The sequence below is a fragment of the Streptomyces sp. MMBL 11-1 genome (assembly GCF_028622875.1).
Taxonomy (GTDB): Bacteria; Actinomycetota; Actinomycetes; order Streptomycetales; family Streptomycetaceae; genus Streptomyces.
Genome location: NZ_CP117709.1, coordinates 6,450,735 through 6,467,023, shown reverse-complemented (window position 1 = coordinate 6,467,023; position 16,289 = coordinate 6,450,735). Strand labels below are relative to the sequence as shown.

14 protein-coding genes are annotated in these 16,289 nt (G+C 69.4%); 6 read left to right on the top strand and 8 right to left on the bottom strand.

The window, feature by feature from the left end; translation table 11 throughout:
* Positions 1–62: 62 nt before the first annotated feature.
* The 8 genes from PSQ21_RS28755 to PSQ21_RS28720 form a co-directional block, all read right to left on the bottom strand.
* Entirely contained in the window at positions 63–293 is a 231-nt protein-coding gene (locus PSQ21_RS28755; protein WP_274034192.1) for an acyl-CoA carboxylase epsilon subunit, read from the bottom strand.
* Positions 290–1,846, bottom strand: a complete 1,557-nt coding sequence (locus PSQ21_RS28750; protein WP_274034191.1) for an acyl-CoA carboxylase subunit beta — start codon at positions 1,844–1,846, stop codon at positions 290–292. Before PSQ21_RS28750 ends, PSQ21_RS28755 begins: the two co-directional genes overlap by 4 nt.
* Positions 1,847–2,029: 183 nt before the next feature.
* On the bottom strand, positions 2,030–2,284 hold the full coding sequence (locus PSQ21_RS28745) for a LysR family transcriptional regulator (RefSeq protein WP_274034190.1): 255 nt from the start codon (positions 2,282–2,284) through the stop codon (positions 2,030–2,032).
* Between the two features lie 341 nt (positions 2,285–2,625).
* Positions 2,626–4,698, bottom strand: a complete 2,073-nt coding sequence (locus tag PSQ21_RS28740; RefSeq protein WP_274034189.1) for an ABC1 kinase family protein — start codon at positions 4,696–4,698, stop codon at positions 2,626–2,628.
* A gap of 222 nt (positions 4,699–4,920) precedes the next feature.
* Entirely contained in the window at positions 4,921–7,467 is a 2,547-nt protein-coding gene (locus PSQ21_RS28735; RefSeq protein ID WP_274034188.1) for an ABC transporter permease, read from the bottom strand.
* Complete coding sequence (locus tag PSQ21_RS28730; RefSeq protein WP_274034187.1) at positions 7,467–8,240, bottom strand: ABC transporter ATP-binding protein; 774 nt, start codon at positions 8,238–8,240, stop codon at positions 7,467–7,469. Before PSQ21_RS28730 ends, PSQ21_RS28735 begins: the two co-directional genes overlap by 1 nt.
* A 171-nt stretch (positions 8,241–8,411) precedes the next feature.
* Positions 8,412–9,158, bottom strand: a complete 747-nt coding sequence (locus PSQ21_RS28725; protein ID WP_274034186.1) for a thioesterase II family protein — start codon at positions 9,156–9,158, stop codon at positions 8,412–8,414.
* 83 nt (positions 9,159–9,241) lie between these two features.
* Positions 9,242–9,964 (bottom strand): IclR family transcriptional regulator, encoded by a 723-nt coding sequence (locus tag PSQ21_RS28720; protein ID WP_274034185.1) that lies wholly within the window; start codon positions 9,962–9,964, stop codon positions 9,242–9,244.
* A gap of 771 nt (positions 9,965–10,735) precedes the next feature.
* On the opposite strand from PSQ21_RS28720, the gene PSQ21_RS28715 reads away from it, so the two are divergent.
* Genes PSQ21_RS28715 through PSQ21_RS28690 form a run of 6 tightly spaced genes read left to right on the top strand, consistent with a single transcriptional unit; the run spans position 10,736 to position 16,285 of the window.
* Positions 10,736–10,987, top strand: a complete 252-nt coding sequence (locus PSQ21_RS28715; RefSeq protein WP_274035992.1) for an acyl carrier protein — start codon at positions 10,736–10,738, stop codon at positions 10,985–10,987.
* A 58-nt stretch (positions 10,988–11,045) separates the two neighbouring features.
* On the top strand, positions 11,046–12,287 hold the full coding sequence (locus PSQ21_RS28710) for a beta-ketoacyl-[acyl-carrier-protein] synthase family protein (protein ID WP_274034184.1): 1,242 nt from the start codon (positions 11,046–11,048) through the stop codon (positions 12,285–12,287).
* On the top strand, positions 12,284–13,423 hold the full coding sequence (locus PSQ21_RS28705; protein ID WP_274034183.1) for a beta-ketoacyl-[acyl-carrier-protein] synthase family protein: 1,140 nt from the start codon (positions 12,284–12,286) through the stop codon (positions 13,421–13,423). Before PSQ21_RS28710 ends, PSQ21_RS28705 begins: the two co-directional genes overlap by 4 nt.
* On the top strand, positions 13,420–14,361 hold the full coding sequence (locus PSQ21_RS28700) for a beta-ketoacyl synthase N-terminal-like domain-containing protein (protein WP_274034182.1): 942 nt from the start codon (positions 13,420–13,422) through the stop codon (positions 14,359–14,361). Before PSQ21_RS28705 ends, PSQ21_RS28700 begins: the two co-directional genes overlap by 4 nt.
* Positions 14,361–15,269 (top strand): alpha/beta fold hydrolase, encoded by a 909-nt coding sequence (locus PSQ21_RS28695; protein ID WP_274034181.1) that lies wholly within the window; start codon positions 14,361–14,363, stop codon positions 15,267–15,269. The genes PSQ21_RS28700 and PSQ21_RS28695 overlap by 1 nt, the downstream gene beginning before the upstream one ends.
* Positions 15,266–16,285, top strand: a complete 1,020-nt coding sequence (locus tag PSQ21_RS28690) for a hypothetical protein (RefSeq protein WP_274034179.1) — start codon at positions 15,266–15,268, stop codon at positions 16,283–16,285. Before PSQ21_RS28695 ends, PSQ21_RS28690 begins: the two co-directional genes overlap by 4 nt.
* The last annotated feature ends 4 nt before the right edge of the window (positions 16,286–16,289 follow it).

Genomic DNA, 16,289 nt, shown 5'->3' with positions numbered 1-16,289 from the left:
CCAGGATCGAACCCGGGTTCCGAGGCGGTGGGCGCGCGGCGTCCGGCGCGTGTCCGGGCGGCTCACTCCTCGGACATCCAGGACCGCGGCGACCGGACGTCGGCCCGTGACGCGGACCAGCGCGCGGCCCGCGTACGGGCGACGCGGCGGGCCCGGCGGCCGGCGCCCTCGTCTCGGGCCAGCAGCAGGGCGGCCACCGCGGCCAGCTCCTCCCGCGTCGGGTTTCCCCGGATGACCTTGATCAGCGCGGGCCCCAGGGGGCCGTCCAGAGGTGTCCCCGCGGTGTCCGTCATACCGGCGGGTTCCCGTGCTTGCGTACCGGCAGGGAGGCGTGCTTCTCGCGAAGCATCGCCAGGGAACTGATGAGGATCCCGCGCGTCCGGGACGGGTCGATGACGTCGTCCACCAGGCCCCGCTCCGCCGCGTAGTAGGGGTGCATCAACTCCGCCTGGTACTCCTTGACCAGCTGTCCGCGCACGGCGGCCGGGTCGTCCGCCGCCGCGATCTGACGGCGGAAGACCACGTTGGCCGCGCCCTCGGCCCCCATGACGGCGATCTCGTTGGACGGCCAGGCGTACGAGAGGTCGGCGCCGATGGACCGGGAGTCCATCACGATGTACGCCCCGCCGTACGCCTTGCGCAGGATGACCTGGATACGGGGCACGGTCGCGTTGCAGTACGCGTACAACAGCTTGGCCCCGTGCCGGATCAGTCCGCCGTGCTCCTGCCCGACACCGGGCAGGAAGCCGGGCACGTCCACGAGGGTCACCAGCGGGATGTTGAACGCGTCGCAGAACTGGACGAAGCGCGCGGCCTTCTCCGAGGAGTGGATGTCGAGCACCCCGGCCATGGACTGCGGCTGGTTGGCGACGATGCCGACCACCTGTCCGTCAAGCCGGGCCAGCGTGCAGATCACGCTGACGGCCCAGCGCTCGTGGATCTCGATGTGCTCGCCGTCGTCGACGATCTCCTCGATCGCCTCGCGCATGTCGTACGGGCGGTTGCCCTCGGTGGGCACCAGGTCGTGGAGTGCCTCGCACCGGCGGTCGGCCGGGTCGGAAGCGGGGACGGCCGGCGGGGCCTGCCGGTTGTTGTCGGGCAGCAGCGACAACAGGAAGCGGACGTCGGCGAGGCAACTGGGCTCGTCGTCGTAGGCGAAGTGCGCCACGCCCGACACCTCGGCGTGCACATCGGCACCGCCGAGGCCGTTCTGGGTGATCTCCTCGCCGGTGACCGCCTTCACGACGTCCGGGCCGGTGACGAACATCTGCGAGGTCTCCCGGACCATGAACACGAAGTCGGTGAGCGCTGGGGAGTAGGCCGCGCCGCCCGCGCACGGGCCGAGCATCACACTGATCTGCGGGATCACCCCGGACGCCCGGGTGTTGCGCTCGAAGATGCCGCCGTACCCGGCCAGCGCCGAGACGCCCTCCTGGATACGGGCGCCCGCACCGTCGTTGAGGCTGACCAGCGGGGCTCCGGCGGCCAGCGCCATGTCCATGATCTTGTGGATCTTCGTGGCGTGGGCCTCGCCCAGCGCACCGCCGAAGATCCGGAAGTCATGGGCGTACACGAAGACCGTCCGCCCGTGCACCGTTCCCCAGCCGGTCACCACGCCGTCGGTGTACGGCCGTCTGTCCTCCAGGCCGAATCCGGTGGCCCGGTGCCTCCGCAACGGCTCGACCTCGTTGAACGAGCCCTCGTCGAGGAGCAGTTCGATGCGTTCGCGCACCGTCAGCTTGCCCTTGGCGTGCTGTTGTCCGGTGCCCTGGGCGTTGCCCTCCCGCACCTCCGCGCGTATCGCCAGCAGCTCGGCCGTGCGCTCCCGCATGGTCCCGCCGTTCATCCTCATGAGCTTCCCCCGTCACTTGTGGCCGAAGACCGTTCGCCTGTACGCCGCGGCTGGATCGGACCCGTCAGGAGACCCCCCGTCGGCCAGAGGCTCCTGACCGGGTTCTCGGGAAGTGGTCCGACCGCCGGACAAGGGCTCCGGACCCGGCTCGTGAGGCCGGCTCCGGAGCTCATCCGCTCATACCGCGCAGACACCCTTCATGCTGTCGATGAGGGTCAGAACCGCCCGGGCGGAGGGCAGGATCATGCGGCCCTCCCGGGTGAGCCGCGCGCCCGTCGAGTCCCGGGTGAACAGCTTGGAACCCAACATCTGCTCAAGGCACTTGATCTGGTAGCTGATGGCGGGCTGCGAATAGCCCAGCTCCTTCGCAGCTTGATCCATGCGGCCGAATTCGGCCACGGACACGAAAGCGCGGAACTCACGCTCGTGCATACCGCCCCCTGTTCTACCAGCGTGCCGCGAGCGGCCTCACTGGACTCCGGCGCCGAAGCACCGGCTCTCCATATCTTCCAGTCCATATCAAGGCATCTGAAGTACAGGGGCAATGGACGAGGCAGGAAGCTGCAAGACGCGTGCCTCCCGGGCGCGCGGCCCGGGCGGGAAGGGCGGGATGCGGCGATTCGTGGGCCAGGTTGGTGACGGCGTGGGCCACCGCTGTGAACCCCTGGTGACCCCTCGCGTAGGGGAACACGCGCTGGGAACACGCGCTCGTCGGCGCCGGACGGCCCTTCGTGCGGCCCCGACAGGAGCCGAGGCGGGTCAGCCGAGGCGGATCAGCCGGGCCGTCGCATCGCGGTGTACAGGGCCCGAAGCATCAGGATCGCGCTCACCGCGAGGCACTGGTACCCGAGCAGCGGGAACAGCCCCACCTGGTCGGCGACGCGCGGGCCGCGGCCGGTACCGAACACCACCAGGACCACTCCCATCAGCCCGGTGCACGCCGCCAGCAGAGCGACGGTCATCTGGTGGATCAGCCCGGAGACGAAGCGCTGTTCCCCCTCGTGGGCGAGGACCCTGACCCGGACCGCGAACCGTCCGTCCTCCAGTGACGCGCCGATGCGCTCGACCCGTCTGGGCAGCCGGCGCAGCATCGGCAGGATCGAATAGACCTCTTCGGCGGCGCCGTTCATCAGGGACGCGAAATCGGACGCGAACCCGCGCTCCCCTTCGCGCCGCCACGCGCCCGCCCCGCGGAACCCCAACTGGTCGGCGAGTATCGCGGCGGCGAACGTCCGCCCCTCGTCCAGCATGTTGAAGCCGGGAGCGAGCTGGCCCAGTGTGCCGTCGATCGTGGCAAGGGCGCGGAAGACCGCGGCGACCTCGGGCGGCACCGACAGTCCGAACCGGGTGACGATCTGGAAGAGGGCGGTGAACATCTCCGTGTCCGGCTGGGCGCCGGCACCGAGGTGGTGCGCCATGAACTGCCCCAGTTCGCGCTCCAGCAGCAGGGAGTCGAGCAGGAGATCCCCACCCGTGGCCCGGGTGCCCAGCATGGCGATCAGCGCGTCGTGCAGACCGGCCGAGTCTCCCCTGCCCACGGCCACCAGCAGCTCCTGGATGGCCAGGCGCACCGACGGCTCGATACGCCCCACCGATCCGAAGTCGAGCAGGGCGATCCGCCCGTCGTCGAGCAGCAGCAGATTGCCCGGGTGCGGGTCGGCGTGGAAAACGCCCACCCGCAGGATCTGATGCAGCATGGACGCGAAGGCGGTGCGGGCCAGTTCCTGACGGTCCAGGCCCTTGCGGTCGGCGACCACGCCCGCACGGTCGAACGTCACCCCTCGCAGCCACTCCTGGACCAGGACCCTGGCCGTGGTGAACTCGCAGTACACCCGGGGGACGCGGACCGACGCGCCGTCCTCCAGGGCTCCGCACGAATCGGCGATCGCGGTCGAGTTGCGGGCCTCGATACGGAAGTCCAGCTCCTCACGCAGTGACTTGGCGAATCCGTCGCCCAGGTCCTTCATGCCCAGCGCCCGTGAGGCCCGGGCGCGCTGCTGGAGGCTGTGGGTGATGGCGAGGACGATGTCGAGATCACGCTCGACCGCTTCCCTGATGCCGGGGCGCTGCACCTTGACGATGACCACGGGGCCCCCGTGGAGCCTGGCGCGGTGCACCTGGGCGATGGACGCGGCCGCGAGCGGGACATGCTCGATCCACTCGAAGACCTCTTCGACGGGCCGGCCCAGCTCCCGGTGGAGCACCGCCTCGACCTCCGGCCAGGGCGCGGCCGGCACGCTGCTCTGGAGACAGCTGAGTTCGGCGATGAAGTGCGGGGGGAGCATGTCGCGACGGGTGGAAAGGGCCTGGCCCAGTTTGATCAGGGCGCCACCGCACTCCTCCAGCGCGAGCCGCAGGGACCGAGCCGTCCGCTCGCCGTACACGCCGGGCCGCAGGGCGCGGTCCCAGTTGCCCCGGCCGCGCAGCATTCCGCCGAGGCCGTGCCGCATGAAGATCCGGCTGATCTGCGAGTAGCGGCGCGTCCGGTTGAGCCGGCCCACCATGGCCCGCCAGATCTGCAGGGACCGCGACCAGCTGCCGTAGGGAAGGAACACCTCGATGACGACCAGGGTGACCATCGCGGCGAGGACGGACAGCGCGATCTGTACGCTGTACAGCGCCTCGCTGCCCTGGTCGTTCCGCATCATCTGCTCGAGGACGGTCATCACGACGAGTCCCACCAGGCCGGCGCAGAGAGCGCGCAGCGGGCCGACCCGTATGCCGAGAAGCCGCCGGGAGACCGCCGAGACCCCGAGCACGATGACTCCGAGCAGCGCCGCCGCCAACAGCAGGAGCAGCAGCCAGCGGGAGGTGTGTTCGAAGCTGAAGGCTGCCAGCACGGTCATGCGAACGTTCTCTCTGTCGGTGACAGGAAGCGGCCGACCGGACGAAGTCAGCGGTCCTGGCGGTGGAGCACTCGGTGGGGCCGTCGAGGCCGGCCGGAGGCCTGCGGCCTTCTCCCCGGAGGTGTCCGGTGGCGGCCAGGGAGAGAAGAGGGGTGGAGAGCCAGGCGGGGGCCACTTTCTCTCCACCCCTCCGTCATGTCGCCGCCCTCGCGCGCGGCTCGATCAGCTGTGGCTGATGGCGTGCAGCACGTTGAGACGTGCGCCGCGCCGTGCGGGGGCGAGCGAAGCGATGATGCCGACGACCGCGGCACCGATCAGGTAGGCCAGCATCTGCGACCAGGGGAGCGCCAGATGGCTGACGCCTTGATCCTCCAGGGCATGGGACATCGCGAGGCCCAGTACGCTGCCGACCGCCAGCCCGAGCACCGCGCCGAAGAGCGAGATCAGCATCGACTCGGTCATGATCATGCGCACGGTCTGTCCGCGGCCGAGGCCGATGGCGCGCAGCGCGCCCAGCTCCGCGGTCCTCTCCAGGATGGACAGGGCGAGCGTGTTGATGATGCCGAGCACCGCGATGAGCATGGCCACACCCAGCAGCGCTTGCACGACGGTGACCTGAAGGGCGAAGGCACTGCTGAACTCGTCCCTCACCTCGGCCTTGGTCATGACCTTGGCCTCGGGGCTGCTGTCCTTGAGCAGCTCGTCGATCCGCGGCACCACCGCGGACGTGGCGGTTCCCTCCTCCAGCTCGAAGAAGGCCTGCGACGGCAGTTTGCCGCCGAAGCCGGTCCGGGCGTCGTCCCAGGGCACCACGATGCTGTTGGTGAACGTGGAGTTCTCGAAGATGCCCGCGACCTGGTAGGTGCGGGGCTCCCCGCGTTGCAGCTGGACGGTGATCTTGTCGCCGACCTCGGCGCTGTGGGCCTTCGCGGAGGCCTCGTCCATGACGACGCTGCCGGCGGCCGGAGGGAGCAGCGATCCCTGCTTCGCGGTCACACCGAGGACGTCACGCGCCTTGTCCCAGTCCTGCCAGGAGGTGACCTTCTGGGCCTTCTCGTCCACCGTTCCCGAGTCGAGCATCGCGATCGCGATCTGCTTCACTCCAGGCACCCGGGCCGCCTGGGCCAGCGCGTCCGGGTCCATGGGCGCGCCTTGGGCCGAAGGGCCGTCGCCCTTGGCCACCAGGTCCGACTTGAGCGTCTCCTTGAACTCGTCGGTGACGCTGCTCTCGAACGACGCGGCGAGCGTGCTCACCGCGGTGACCAGGGCGACACCGATCATGATGGCCGAGGCGGTGACCGCCGTACGGCGGGGGTTGCGGGCCGCGTTGCGGCGACCGAGCTGCCCCGGAAGGGCCCGGGAGAACAGCACACCGATCGCCCACACCGCGGGCCGGCTCACCAGCGGCGCCAGCAGCGCGATGCCGACGAAGCTCAGCATCACCGCGGGCAGCATGGTCGACATTCCGCTGGAGCCGACCAGAGCGACCGTCACCAGGACGACGCCGAGCGCGAGGAGTACCGCACCGGTCCAGGTCTGCTTGCGTCCCTTGTGATCCGGGGTCGCGGCCGCCCGGATCACCGCGATGGGCGCCACCCGCGAGGCCCGCAGGGCCGGGAAGAGCGCGGCCAGCATGGTCACCACGATGCCCACCGCGAAGGAGGTGACCACCGCGCTCGCGGGTACCCCGAGAGAGGCGACCTCAAGGCCCTCGATCGAGCCGCCCGCGAGGCTGGAGCCGAGCGCGCCCACTCCGACACCGGCGGCCAGACCGAGCACGGAGGAGACCAGCCCGATCGCGAACGACTCCAGCAGCACCGAGTTGATCATCTGTCGCCGGCTGGCGCCCAGGGCCCGCAGCAGGGCCAGCTCCCGAAGCCGCTGGGCGATGATGATCGAGAAGGTGTTGACGATCAGGAAGACGCTGACGAACACCGCGATCCCGGCGAACCCGAGGAGCAGCTGGCTGATCATGTCGAGCATGGCGCTCGACTTGTCGGACTCCTTCTTGGCGAACTCCGCACCCGTGGCGACCGTGTAGTCGTTTCCGAGCTCCTTGACCAGCGCGCCCTTGACGGAGGCGGCCGAAGCACCGGAGTCGGTGACGACGCCGATACCGGAGAACGCGCCGGTCTTCCCCAGCATGAGCTGCTGGGCGACCGGCTCGGTGAACGCCACCGTCTGCTCGCCGCCGATGGAGTCACGGCCCTCGGAGTAGCCGAAGACGCCGACGACGGTGAAGGACTGCTTCGGCTCGGATGTCAGCACATCGATACGGTCCCCGGCCTTGAATCCGGCCTTCTCCGCCAGTGTGGCGTTGATGGCGACCTCTTCGGCGGCCCGTGGTCCGCGGCCGGAACGCAGGCTGAGCAGCTCGCTCTCACCACGCCAGCCCTCGCCGTACCGGGGGCCGCCGGTGCTCGGCACCAGCTTGTGGTCCTTGCCGAGGACGCGGGCGCCCTCGACCTTGACGATCCCGAGGGACTTGTCCACTCCGGAGGCCGCGGCCACCCGCTTCACGGCCGCCGCGTCCAGCGCCGGCACCACCGAGGCAGGCCCGCCCGCCTCGGCCTTGACCTTGGGCTTGAGCGAGACGTGCAGGTCGAGGTCCTCGTAGGCGCCGGTGAACTGGGCGTCGAAGGAACGGCCGAGAGTGTCCTTGATGACCATGGAACCGGACACGAACATCACGGCGAGGACGACGGCCAGACCCGACATCAGGAGCCGGAGCTTGCGGGAGAGAAGGCTCTTGAGGGTAGCTGTCAGCATCACGCCACCCGTGCCTGGGCGTCGATCTTGCCCATCATGGCCAGGACGGCCTCTGCCGTCGGTTCGGTGATCTCGTCGACGATCTGGCCGTCGGCGAGGAAGATGACGCGGTCGGAATAGGCCGCCGCCACCGGATCGTGCGTGACCATGACAATCGTCTGTCCGAGTGAACGGGCGGAGTGCTGGAGGAACTTGAGCACCTCGGCGCCCGAGGTGGAGTCCAGGTTGCCGGTCGGCTCGTCGGCGAAGATCACATCGGGCTGAGCCATGAGCGCTCGAGCGCAGGCGACCCGCTGCTGCTGCCCGCCGGAGAGTTCGGTCGGACGATGACGCAGCCGCCCGGCCAGGCCCACCGTGTCGATGACCCGGTCGAACCAGTCCTTCGACGGCGTACCACCGGCGATCTTCAGCGGCAGGAGGATGTTCTCCTCCGCGGTGAGCGTCGGGATGAGGTTGAACTGCTGGAAGATGAACCCGATATGGCCTCGCCGAAGCTTGGTCAGCTCCTTGTCGGACATACCGTTGACCTGGGCGTCACCGACGTACACCTCTCCGGACGTCACATGGTCCAGACCCGCCAGGCAGTGCATGAGGGTCGACTTGCCCGAACCCGAGGGGCCCATGACCGCCGTGAACTCACCACCGATGATTTCGACATTCACCCCGCGCAGAGCCGCTACCTGAGCCTCGCCCGTTCCGTAGTGCTTCGTCACGTCCACCGCCCTGGCAGCAATCTGCTGCGGCTTCGAAACAGTCGCGGTCACACGACTCACACTCCTCAAGTAAAAGTTCCGTCTCTACGCTCAGCGGCACGCCTGAAAGGTGGGCTCGAAACGCCACGGCCACCGACGGCACAGATTGTCCTCCCGGCCGAGCGGAAACCACGAGTCCATATAGAAGATCTAAAATCAGCCTGGCGCCGGCGCTCTGCCCCTCCCCCGGGGTCAGCCGATCCGGCCGGCGATGTCCTTGATCAGCTCGTCCTTCTCGGCAACCAGATAGAAGTGCCCGCCCGGAAACACCCGCAGGCCAAAGCCGCCGGGGCTCACTTGGGACCACTCCTGCATGTCGGCCGCCGTGACCGTGTCCTGGTCCCCCACATATCCGAAGACAGGACATTGCACAGGAACAGGCTCACGTGCCCGATAGGTACCGGCAATACGGAAGTCGGAGCGCAGGGCCGGGAGTACGAGTTCCCTGAGACCAGGATCGTCCAGCAACGCCGAATCGGTGCCACCGAGTCGTTTCGCCTCGGCGATCAGTCCTTCGTCATCCCTGAGATGAAAGGTCTTCGGAACCGTACGGTGCGGGGCTTCTCGGGCGGAGACGAGAAGACCGGCGATGCGGTCGCCGTACTCGTTCTGCAGCCGGAGGGTGACCTCGTAGGCCAGCGAGGCCCCCATGCTGTGCCCGAAGATCACCACCGGAAGGTCCAGGAACGGGATCAGCTCCTCGGCGATCGCGTCCGCCAGCGGCGCCATGCTGTCCAGGCAGGGTTCCGCGATCCGTTCCTGGCGCCCGGGATAGCACGCTGCCATCACCTCGATCCCGCCGCCGAACGCCTTCCCCCAGGAATGGAAGAAGCTGGCGGCGCCCCCCGCGTGAGGCAGGCAGACGATCCTCTTCCGTGCCGTCCCACCCGCCGGGTGACGGCGGAACCATCTGGTCCCGGCACTACCGGTCACGGTCATGGCTTCCCCTCACTGCTGAATCCCCGGAGTCCTCGGCGCACCCGCGGTCGGGGCGACCCGACGAGCCCGCGTCCGACGTGTCCTCATCCCAGACCACTGAGCTGCGCGGCGGCATGAAGCACGACTTTGCTGTAGCGGGGGCCCGGGTTGCTGGACAGCTGCCCGAGCGGTCCGGACAGCGAGACCGCGGCGATCACGTTGTTCTCCACATCGCGGACCGGTGCCGACACCGAGATCATGCCCGGGCTCGCCCCCTCCGCACTCTGGGCCCACCCCTTGCGCCGCACATTGGCCAGGGTGGTCGCGCTGAACCTGGCGCCGCGCAGCGCCCGGCTCAGCCGATCGGCCCGCTCCCAGGCGAGCAGCACCTGGGAGACCGAGCCCGACTTCATGGGGAACGCCGTTCCGACGCGGGGAGAAGGCTTCGGGTCCGTCGCGCTCTCCGCGGAGACCACGCAGGTCTGGAGCTCGCCCACGCGCCGGTAGAGCCGGACACTCGCGCCGGTCAGATCCCGTGTCCGCACCAGGACCGGTTCGGCCCGCGCCATCAACTGCCCCTGCCACGCCGTGCCCGCCAGTTCCCCCAGCCGCGACCCCAGCACGAACCGGCCGCGCCCGTCGCGGCCGAGCAGGTGCAAGCGCTCGAGGGCGAGTGCGAGCCGGTGCACCGTGGGGCGCTTGAGACCGGTCAACGCGACCAGGCCGGCCAGCGAGGTCGGACCGGTGCCGACCACATCGAGCAGCAGCGACGCCTTGTCGAGAACGCCCACCCCACTCAGTCCGCGTTCCGGAGTCGAGGTGCTCATGAGAGCGGCATCCGCTCCGTCCGCCCGGCCCCGGCACTCTCCCGCAGCGGCTCACCGGCCCTCCGACGCCGCGTTCCCGGACCGGGAGACACGAGGCCGATCGTTTCCAGGCTCACGGATCCACCTTTCAGAACGCCGGTCGTCTTGGCGCAGCTCGGATATTGAGCTCCCTGCTGGGGACGCACCATCGGAATGAGTGCTGTGACTCATGTCTAACCGGCTCGGCCGAATGCTGGCAACTCGCTTACAGCAAGATGCCAGTCGCCTTCGGAACCGAACCGTTATCGCGTGCGGGGCACCGCGCGTCCCCGGGCGCGACGCGACGCCCGCGTGCGGCTGCCGCCGGGGCTCTGTGCCGGACCGCGTCGACCGGCCGCGGTCCCGCTCATCGGCCGGGCGCCGACGGCACACCGACGGTCCGCGAGATCTCCCCGGGCAGCGATCCGCTCGGACCGCCCGGCCGCCCGGGGCCACCGCCGGTGCCGTCCCGCGGCCGGCTCCCCACGGCGGACCGGCTGCCGCGAGCAGGCGGCGGTACAAGGTCTTCTATGGCCGTGGCAGCTTCCTGTACCCGTAGTTGCGCACCGTCTGCGCTCACGGATGAATATGCGGTGGACCGCGACGCAGCAGAGCCCGGCTCCCTTCGGGACGACTTTCCCCGAAGTGGAGACGGCAGCTATATGCAGTCGCCATTGCCCGGCTCCGCTGCGTGTCGTAGGAATACTCCAGTCAGTGACCCAGCGCGCCTCGACGAAGGAATGTGTCATCACTATGAGTTCAATTCACGACGAGCGAGTGCAGAAGATCAAGGAAATCGTCTGCGACATTCTCGAGATCGAAGAGGACGAGGTCACCGAGACCAGCCTCTTCAAGGAGGACCACGCTGCGGACTCGCTCCGTTCCATCGAGATCCTCGCTGGTCTCGAGAAGGAATTCAGCGTCACGATCGACCAGTCGGAGCTTCCCCGAATGGTTCACCTCAAGGGCGTGTACGAGGTAGTCGCAGAGTCTGCCTCCTGGTAGAGCAGCGGCGCTCTCACTCAAGCGTGGCACGGCCGGAACAGCGGACGGAGAGGTCGGGATGGCAGAACTGGGGCACACGAACCTGCGGAGAGTGGTGATCACCGGACTCGGCGTGGTCTCCAGCATTGGCATGGGGGCCGAGGAATTCCTGCAGGGGCTGCGCAGCGGCAGCAGTGGCGCCAAGCCGATCACCGTGTTCGACGTCGAGGGATTCGACCACGCGAACGGTTGCGAGGTAGCGCACTTCGATCCCGAGCAGTGGATACGCCGGCTTCCGGTGGAACAGCTGGGCAGGGCGACGCAGTACTCGGTCGCCGCGGCCCGGATGGCGATCGACGACGCCCGCCTGGACATCGAGGACTGGCGGTCGGAACACGGCGTCATCTCCATCGGGACCACCGACGGTGAGTCCCGCGACCTCGACCACATGGTCGAGGCGGAGGTCACCCGGGGGCCCGAGCACATGGCGCCCGAACTCGCCCGTCGTGTTCCGGCCGGCCGCCTCTCGGCAGCCATCGCCCAGGAGTTGCGGCTGACCGACGTCGAGGCGGTGACCATTCCGACCGCCTGCGCCGCGGGCAACTACGCCATCGGCTACGGCTACGACGCGGTCCGCTCCGGTGAGGCGGAGTACGCGTTGTGCGGCGGCGCCGACGCGATGTGCCGGAAGACGTTCTCCGGATTCTACCGGTTGGGCACCATCGCCCCCGACCGCTGCCAGCCCTTCGACGTGGACCGCAAGGGGATCCTCACCGGCGAGGGCGCCGGCGTGCTCCTGCTGGAGAGCCTGGACTCCGCCCTCGCGCGCGGTGCCCGGATCTACGCCGAGGTGCTCGGCTACGGGCTGAACTGTGACGCCTACCACCAGGTCGCGCCGAATCAGGAAAGTGTGGGGCGGGCCATGCAGCTCGCCCTGGAGAACGCCGGCGTGAAGGCCGAACAGGTGGACCTCATCTCGGCGCACGGCACCGGCACCAAGGCCAACGACGTCACCGAGGCACGCGCCATCCGTGAGGTGTTCGGCACTCAGCCGCCGAAGACGATCTCGATGAAGTCGATGATCGGTCACACCATGGGCGCGGCGAGCGCGCTGTCGGCCATCGGCTGCTCACTGGCGATCATCAACGGCTTCATACCGCCGACCATCAATCACGTCACGACGGACCCGGAGTGCGACGTGGACTGCGTACCCAACGTGGCCGTCGATGCGGACCTCGAGATCGTCCAGAACAACGGGCTGGCCTTCGGCGGCAACAACGCCGTCGTGCTGCTCGGCCGGTATCACGGAGCGTCGGCATGAGCTGGCCCGTGACCGGTATGGGCGCCGTGGCCTGCGTCGGCGACTCGGTCGACGAACTCTTCACCAATCTGTGCTCGGGCGTCTCCGGCGTCGGTGAGCTGCGTGGCTTCGACCTCAGCCGGCACACCGCACGCCATGCGTACGAGGTGGACAACCGGCCGGAGCCCGGCGCCGATGTGGCCGGGCGGGCGACCGGACTGCTGATCGACGCGGTCGGCCAGGCGGCCCGGGACGCCGGACTCGACACCGACGACCTCAGCGGTGTCCCCGTGCTGGTCGGTACCGGACTGAGGGAGCTGCGTTCGGTAGAGCTGTGGCAGCGCGACGGCATCGACCTGGCCCCGGAGGCGCTGCACTTCGGCACCGCGCTGCGCGAGGCGTTCAACGCCGACGACACCCATACGTTCTCCAACGCCTGCTCGGCCGGGCTGTACGCGCTCGCTCTCGCCTCCGACCTGTTGACCCAGGGCACCACGGACACCGTCATCGTGGCAGGTGTCGACGTGCTGACCGAGAGCATGTACGGCCTGCTGGAGCGGGTCCAGCCGGAACCGCCTCAGAGGGTACGGCCGTTCGACCGCAACCGGGTCGGCGTGCTCATGGGCGAAGGCGCGGCCGCCGTCGTCCTGCGCCGCAACGCGGGCACCGGACAGCCGGTGCACGGACTGGTGAGGGACGTCGCGGTCAACTGCGACGCCTACCATGCCACCGCGCCCGACCCCGCCGGCATCGCCGAGGCCATCAGGGAGGCGCACACCCGGGGCGGTGTGAAGCCGAAGGACATCGACCTGGTGATGGTGCACGGCACGGGAACGCTGCTCAACGACGAGGCCGAGGCGCTCGCTCTGAGCGACGTGTTCGGCCAGGACATCGACAAGCCGTTGATGACGGCGATCAAGTCCATGACCGGTCACACGTCGGGCGCGTCCGGCCTGCTCGGCCTGGTCGTCGCCCTGCGGGCGCTGGCCGAGGGCCGGGTGCCGCCGACCGTCGGTCTGGAGGACCCGGTGGACGAGGCGGCCGATTTCCGCTTCGTCACCGGTGAGGTCGCGCACGGTCCGCTGGCCGTCGCGCAGTTGAACGCATTCGGCTTCGGCGGCATCAACGCCGTCGCGATCGTGGAGGCGGCCGGATGAACGCGGTGGTGAGCGGGGTCGGCGTCGTACTCCCCCGAGCGGGCTCGGCCGCTGAGCTGATGGCTCCGGGACCGGCCGACGCCCCGCCGGTGGAGCCCAGGGATCTCGTCGGCAAGAAGGGCCTTCGCTACAAGGACCGGGCCACCCAGCTCGCGTACTGCGCGGCGGACGCGGCCCTGCGGGACGCCGGGCTGGTGGGCGAGGACGGACTGTGCGTACCGGCTCCGTCCGTCGCTGTGGTCGCCAGCTCCAACTACGGAAACCTCGACACGGTCGTCCGGGCGATGGACACCATCACCAGGGAGACCTCGGCGGCCGGCAGTCCCATGGACCTTCCGAACGCCTCCAGCAACGTCGTCGCGGCGTCCGTGGCCATCCGCTTCGGTCTGCGCGGTCCCAACCTGATGCTGTGCAACGGCGCGACCTCCGGACTGGACGCCGTCCACTGGGCACTGACCTTGATCGAGGGCGGTCGGGCGTCGCGGGTGCTGGTGCTCGGTGTCGAGCCGGACAACGAGGCGGTGCGCGCGTTCCTCGGTGGCTCACGCACCATCGACGGAGCGGTGGCGCTGGTCCTGGAGAGCGGGGCGTCGGCGGCCGAGCGGGGCGTGACCCCGCTGGCGACGCTGGGCGGCTACGTCCGCAGGACGGGCCTGGAGGTCTGCCTCAAGGAGCTCGAGGCCTCCGGCGACGGCCGGCCGGCGCTCTGGCAGGTCCCGGCCGCGGCCACGCTCGCGGACGGTCTGCTCGACGGTGTGCCGCGGTATGACGTCAGCGCTCACTTCGGCGTGGGATCCGGCGCCCTGGGCGTACTCCAGTGCGCCGCGGCCGTCGGCTGGTTCGCGGGAGGCGGCGCCGGCCCGGTGTACGTCACGGCGGGCACCGACGCCGACGACGCCAGTGCCGGGCTCTCGCTGTACGGGCCGGTGGCGGTCTGATGTCCGTCACCGGCACCGCGCTCGTTCCCGAAGGGGCAGCGGCGGCCTCCGCGGGCACCGGCGACCGCGATCCCGTCGCGGTCCGCCGGCGGAGTCCGGGGAGCCCGTGGCGGGGCCGGATGCTGCTGCTTCACGGTCTGGCCAACAGCGCCAGCCTGTGGGACGCCTGCGTCGACCACGGGCTGGAGGCGAGCGGCGCGGAGATCTGGACGGCCGAGCTGCCCTGGCGTGGCGACAGCGTCTTCGAGCTGAGCGCGCAGGGTGACGTCGTGCCGTACATGGCCGACGCGCTGCGCGCGGTGCCCGGCGGTGCCGGTGTGGTGGTCGCCCACTCCATGGGCGCCAACGTGCTGCTCGAGTTCCTGAACCGGCGACTCGAGAAGGGCGTCGATCCGTTCACCGAGTTCGGCATCCGCGGCCTGGTCCTGGTATCGCCCTTCTACCGTCGTTCGGTAGAGGACTTCGACTGGCAGAGCGTGGCCTCGTCGGTCGGCGGATTCGCCCGGATCATGACCGAGGGCATCAGGGTGCACTCCGCGGGACGGCTCCCGGAGGACATCCTGCGCGGCCTGGGCGAACGGGTCCGGGACCGGGTCGGCGCCTACGGCTGGATGCGGTTCTTCGAGACGTATCTGGGGACCCCCCGGTTGCGGACCGGACTGTTCACCGTGCCTTGCCTCGTCATCGCGGGCGAGCACGACTTCGCCGCGCCTCCGGAGGAGGGACGCGCGCTCGCGGCCGACCTCCCCGCAGGGGACTTCCGTCTCCTGGAGGACTGCGGGCACTTCCTGATGATCGAGCAGGCGCGGCGCTTCGCCGACCTGGTCGTTCAGTTCGTCAGCTCGTCTTCGGCCGCAGGCCCGCACGGCGGACCCGGCCCCAGACCACCATGGGAGCACGATCGATGACCACAGTGACCGAAAGCGCCGTCAAGGCGCTCCTCACCAGCGAGACGACCGCGTCACTGCGCACGCGCTACGAGGGCTCCAACATCTGCACCTGGATCGGCTTCAAGCACATCAACTACCTGGTTGAGGAAGCCATCCTGCTCCACTTCGAGCAGGCCGGCCTCCCGGCCCGGGTGCTCTACGCCGAGCACGGCCTCGGTGTCGACCTGGTCGACCTCGACACCCGGATCCTGACCGCGCTGTTCATGGACGAGACCGTCGTCGCGAAGGTCGTCCCGAGCGCCGCGGACGACGACGACTTCATTTCCTTCACGGTGGCCCTGCACGCCGACCGGGACGGCACGGACACCAAGGCGATCACCGCGAAGGCGAAGGCCGTCCTGCGTTCCGACAGCTATGTCGAGGAGGCCGGCGAGGCGCCGGCTCCGATCGCGCGCTTCGTCACCCACCGTCTGAGCACGTCCGCGCCCCGGCTGCCGGAGGTGCCCGACCTCTCCGGCATCGTCGCGGCGTCGGACAACACCTCGCTGTCGGCGGGCCGGGGCACCACCGGCCCCGACCCGGTGCTCGATCTGCTGACCGCGGGCAAGAACGCCTTCGGCTGGAAGTGGCGCATCCCGTACCCGTACTGCCACTTCTCCGAGCGGCTCCAGATGTCCAGCTACCTGCGGCAGATGGAGGAGGTCGTCGACCTCTTCCTCGCCGACCGCGGCATCTCGGTGAAGACCCTGCTGGACGAGCGCCGGTGGATCCCGGCCTGCCCGCACTCCCGGATCCAGATCCTCGACGAGGCGCTGATGGAGGAGGACCTCTACACCGTCTACACCGTCGAGAACATCTTCAAGGACTTCACGTACACCTCACGCATGGACTGCTACGTGGTGCGGGACGGGAAGCTCGTGCAGACCGCGACCGGCAAGGTCACCCACGGCTACGCCCTCATCGAGAGCCGGCGCGACTGGAATCTCGTCACGTTCGACGAGCGTGTCTCCAAGGCGCTCCGCGGCGAGGTCTGACCCC

Coding starts and splice junctions, on each gene's coding strand:
- PSQ21_RS28745 (WP_274034190.1), bottom strand. CDS start 2,284: ATGCACGAGCGTGAGTTCCGCGCTTTCGTGTCCGTGGCCGAATTCGGC.
- PSQ21_RS28735 (WP_274034188.1), bottom strand. CDS start 7,467: ATGCTGACAGCTACCCTCAAGAGCCTTCTCTCCCGCAAGCTCCGGCTC.
- PSQ21_RS28740 (WP_274034189.1), bottom strand. CDS start 4,698: ATGACCGTGCTGGCAGCCTTCAGCTTCGAACACACCTCCCGCTGGCTG.
- PSQ21_RS28725 (WP_274034186.1), bottom strand. CDS start 9,158: ATGACCGTGACCGGTAGTGCCGGGACCAGATGGTTCCGCCGTCACCCG.
- PSQ21_RS28715 (WP_274035992.1), top strand. CDS start 10,736: ATGAGTTCAATTCACGACGAGCGAGTGCAGAAGATCAAGGAAATCGTC.
- PSQ21_RS28690 (WP_274034179.1), top strand. CDS start 15,266: ATGACCACAGTGACCGAAAGCGCCGTCAAGGCGCTCCTCACCAGCGAG.
- PSQ21_RS28705 (WP_274034183.1), top strand. CDS start 12,284: ATGAGCTGGCCCGTGACCGGTATGGGCGCCGTGGCCTGCGTCGGCGAC.
- PSQ21_RS28750 (WP_274034191.1), bottom strand. CDS start 1,846: ATGAACGGCGGGACCATGCGGGAGCGCACGGCCGAGCTGCTGGCGATA.
- PSQ21_RS28700 (WP_274034182.1), top strand. CDS start 13,420: ATGAACGCGGTGGTGAGCGGGGTCGGCGTCGTACTCCCCCGAGCGGGC.
- PSQ21_RS28755 (WP_274034192.1), bottom strand. CDS start 293: ATGACGGACACCGCGGGGACACCTCTGGACGGCCCCCTGGGGCCCGCG.
- PSQ21_RS28720 (WP_274034185.1), bottom strand. CDS start 9,964: ATGAGCACCTCGACTCCGGAACGCGGACTGAGTGGGGTGGGCGTTCTC.
- PSQ21_RS28710 (WP_274034184.1), top strand. CDS start 11,046: ATGGCAGAACTGGGGCACACGAACCTGCGGAGAGTGGTGATCACCGGA.
- PSQ21_RS28695 (WP_274034181.1), top strand. CDS start 14,361: ATGTCCGTCACCGGCACCGCGCTCGTTCCCGAAGGGGCAGCGGCGGCC.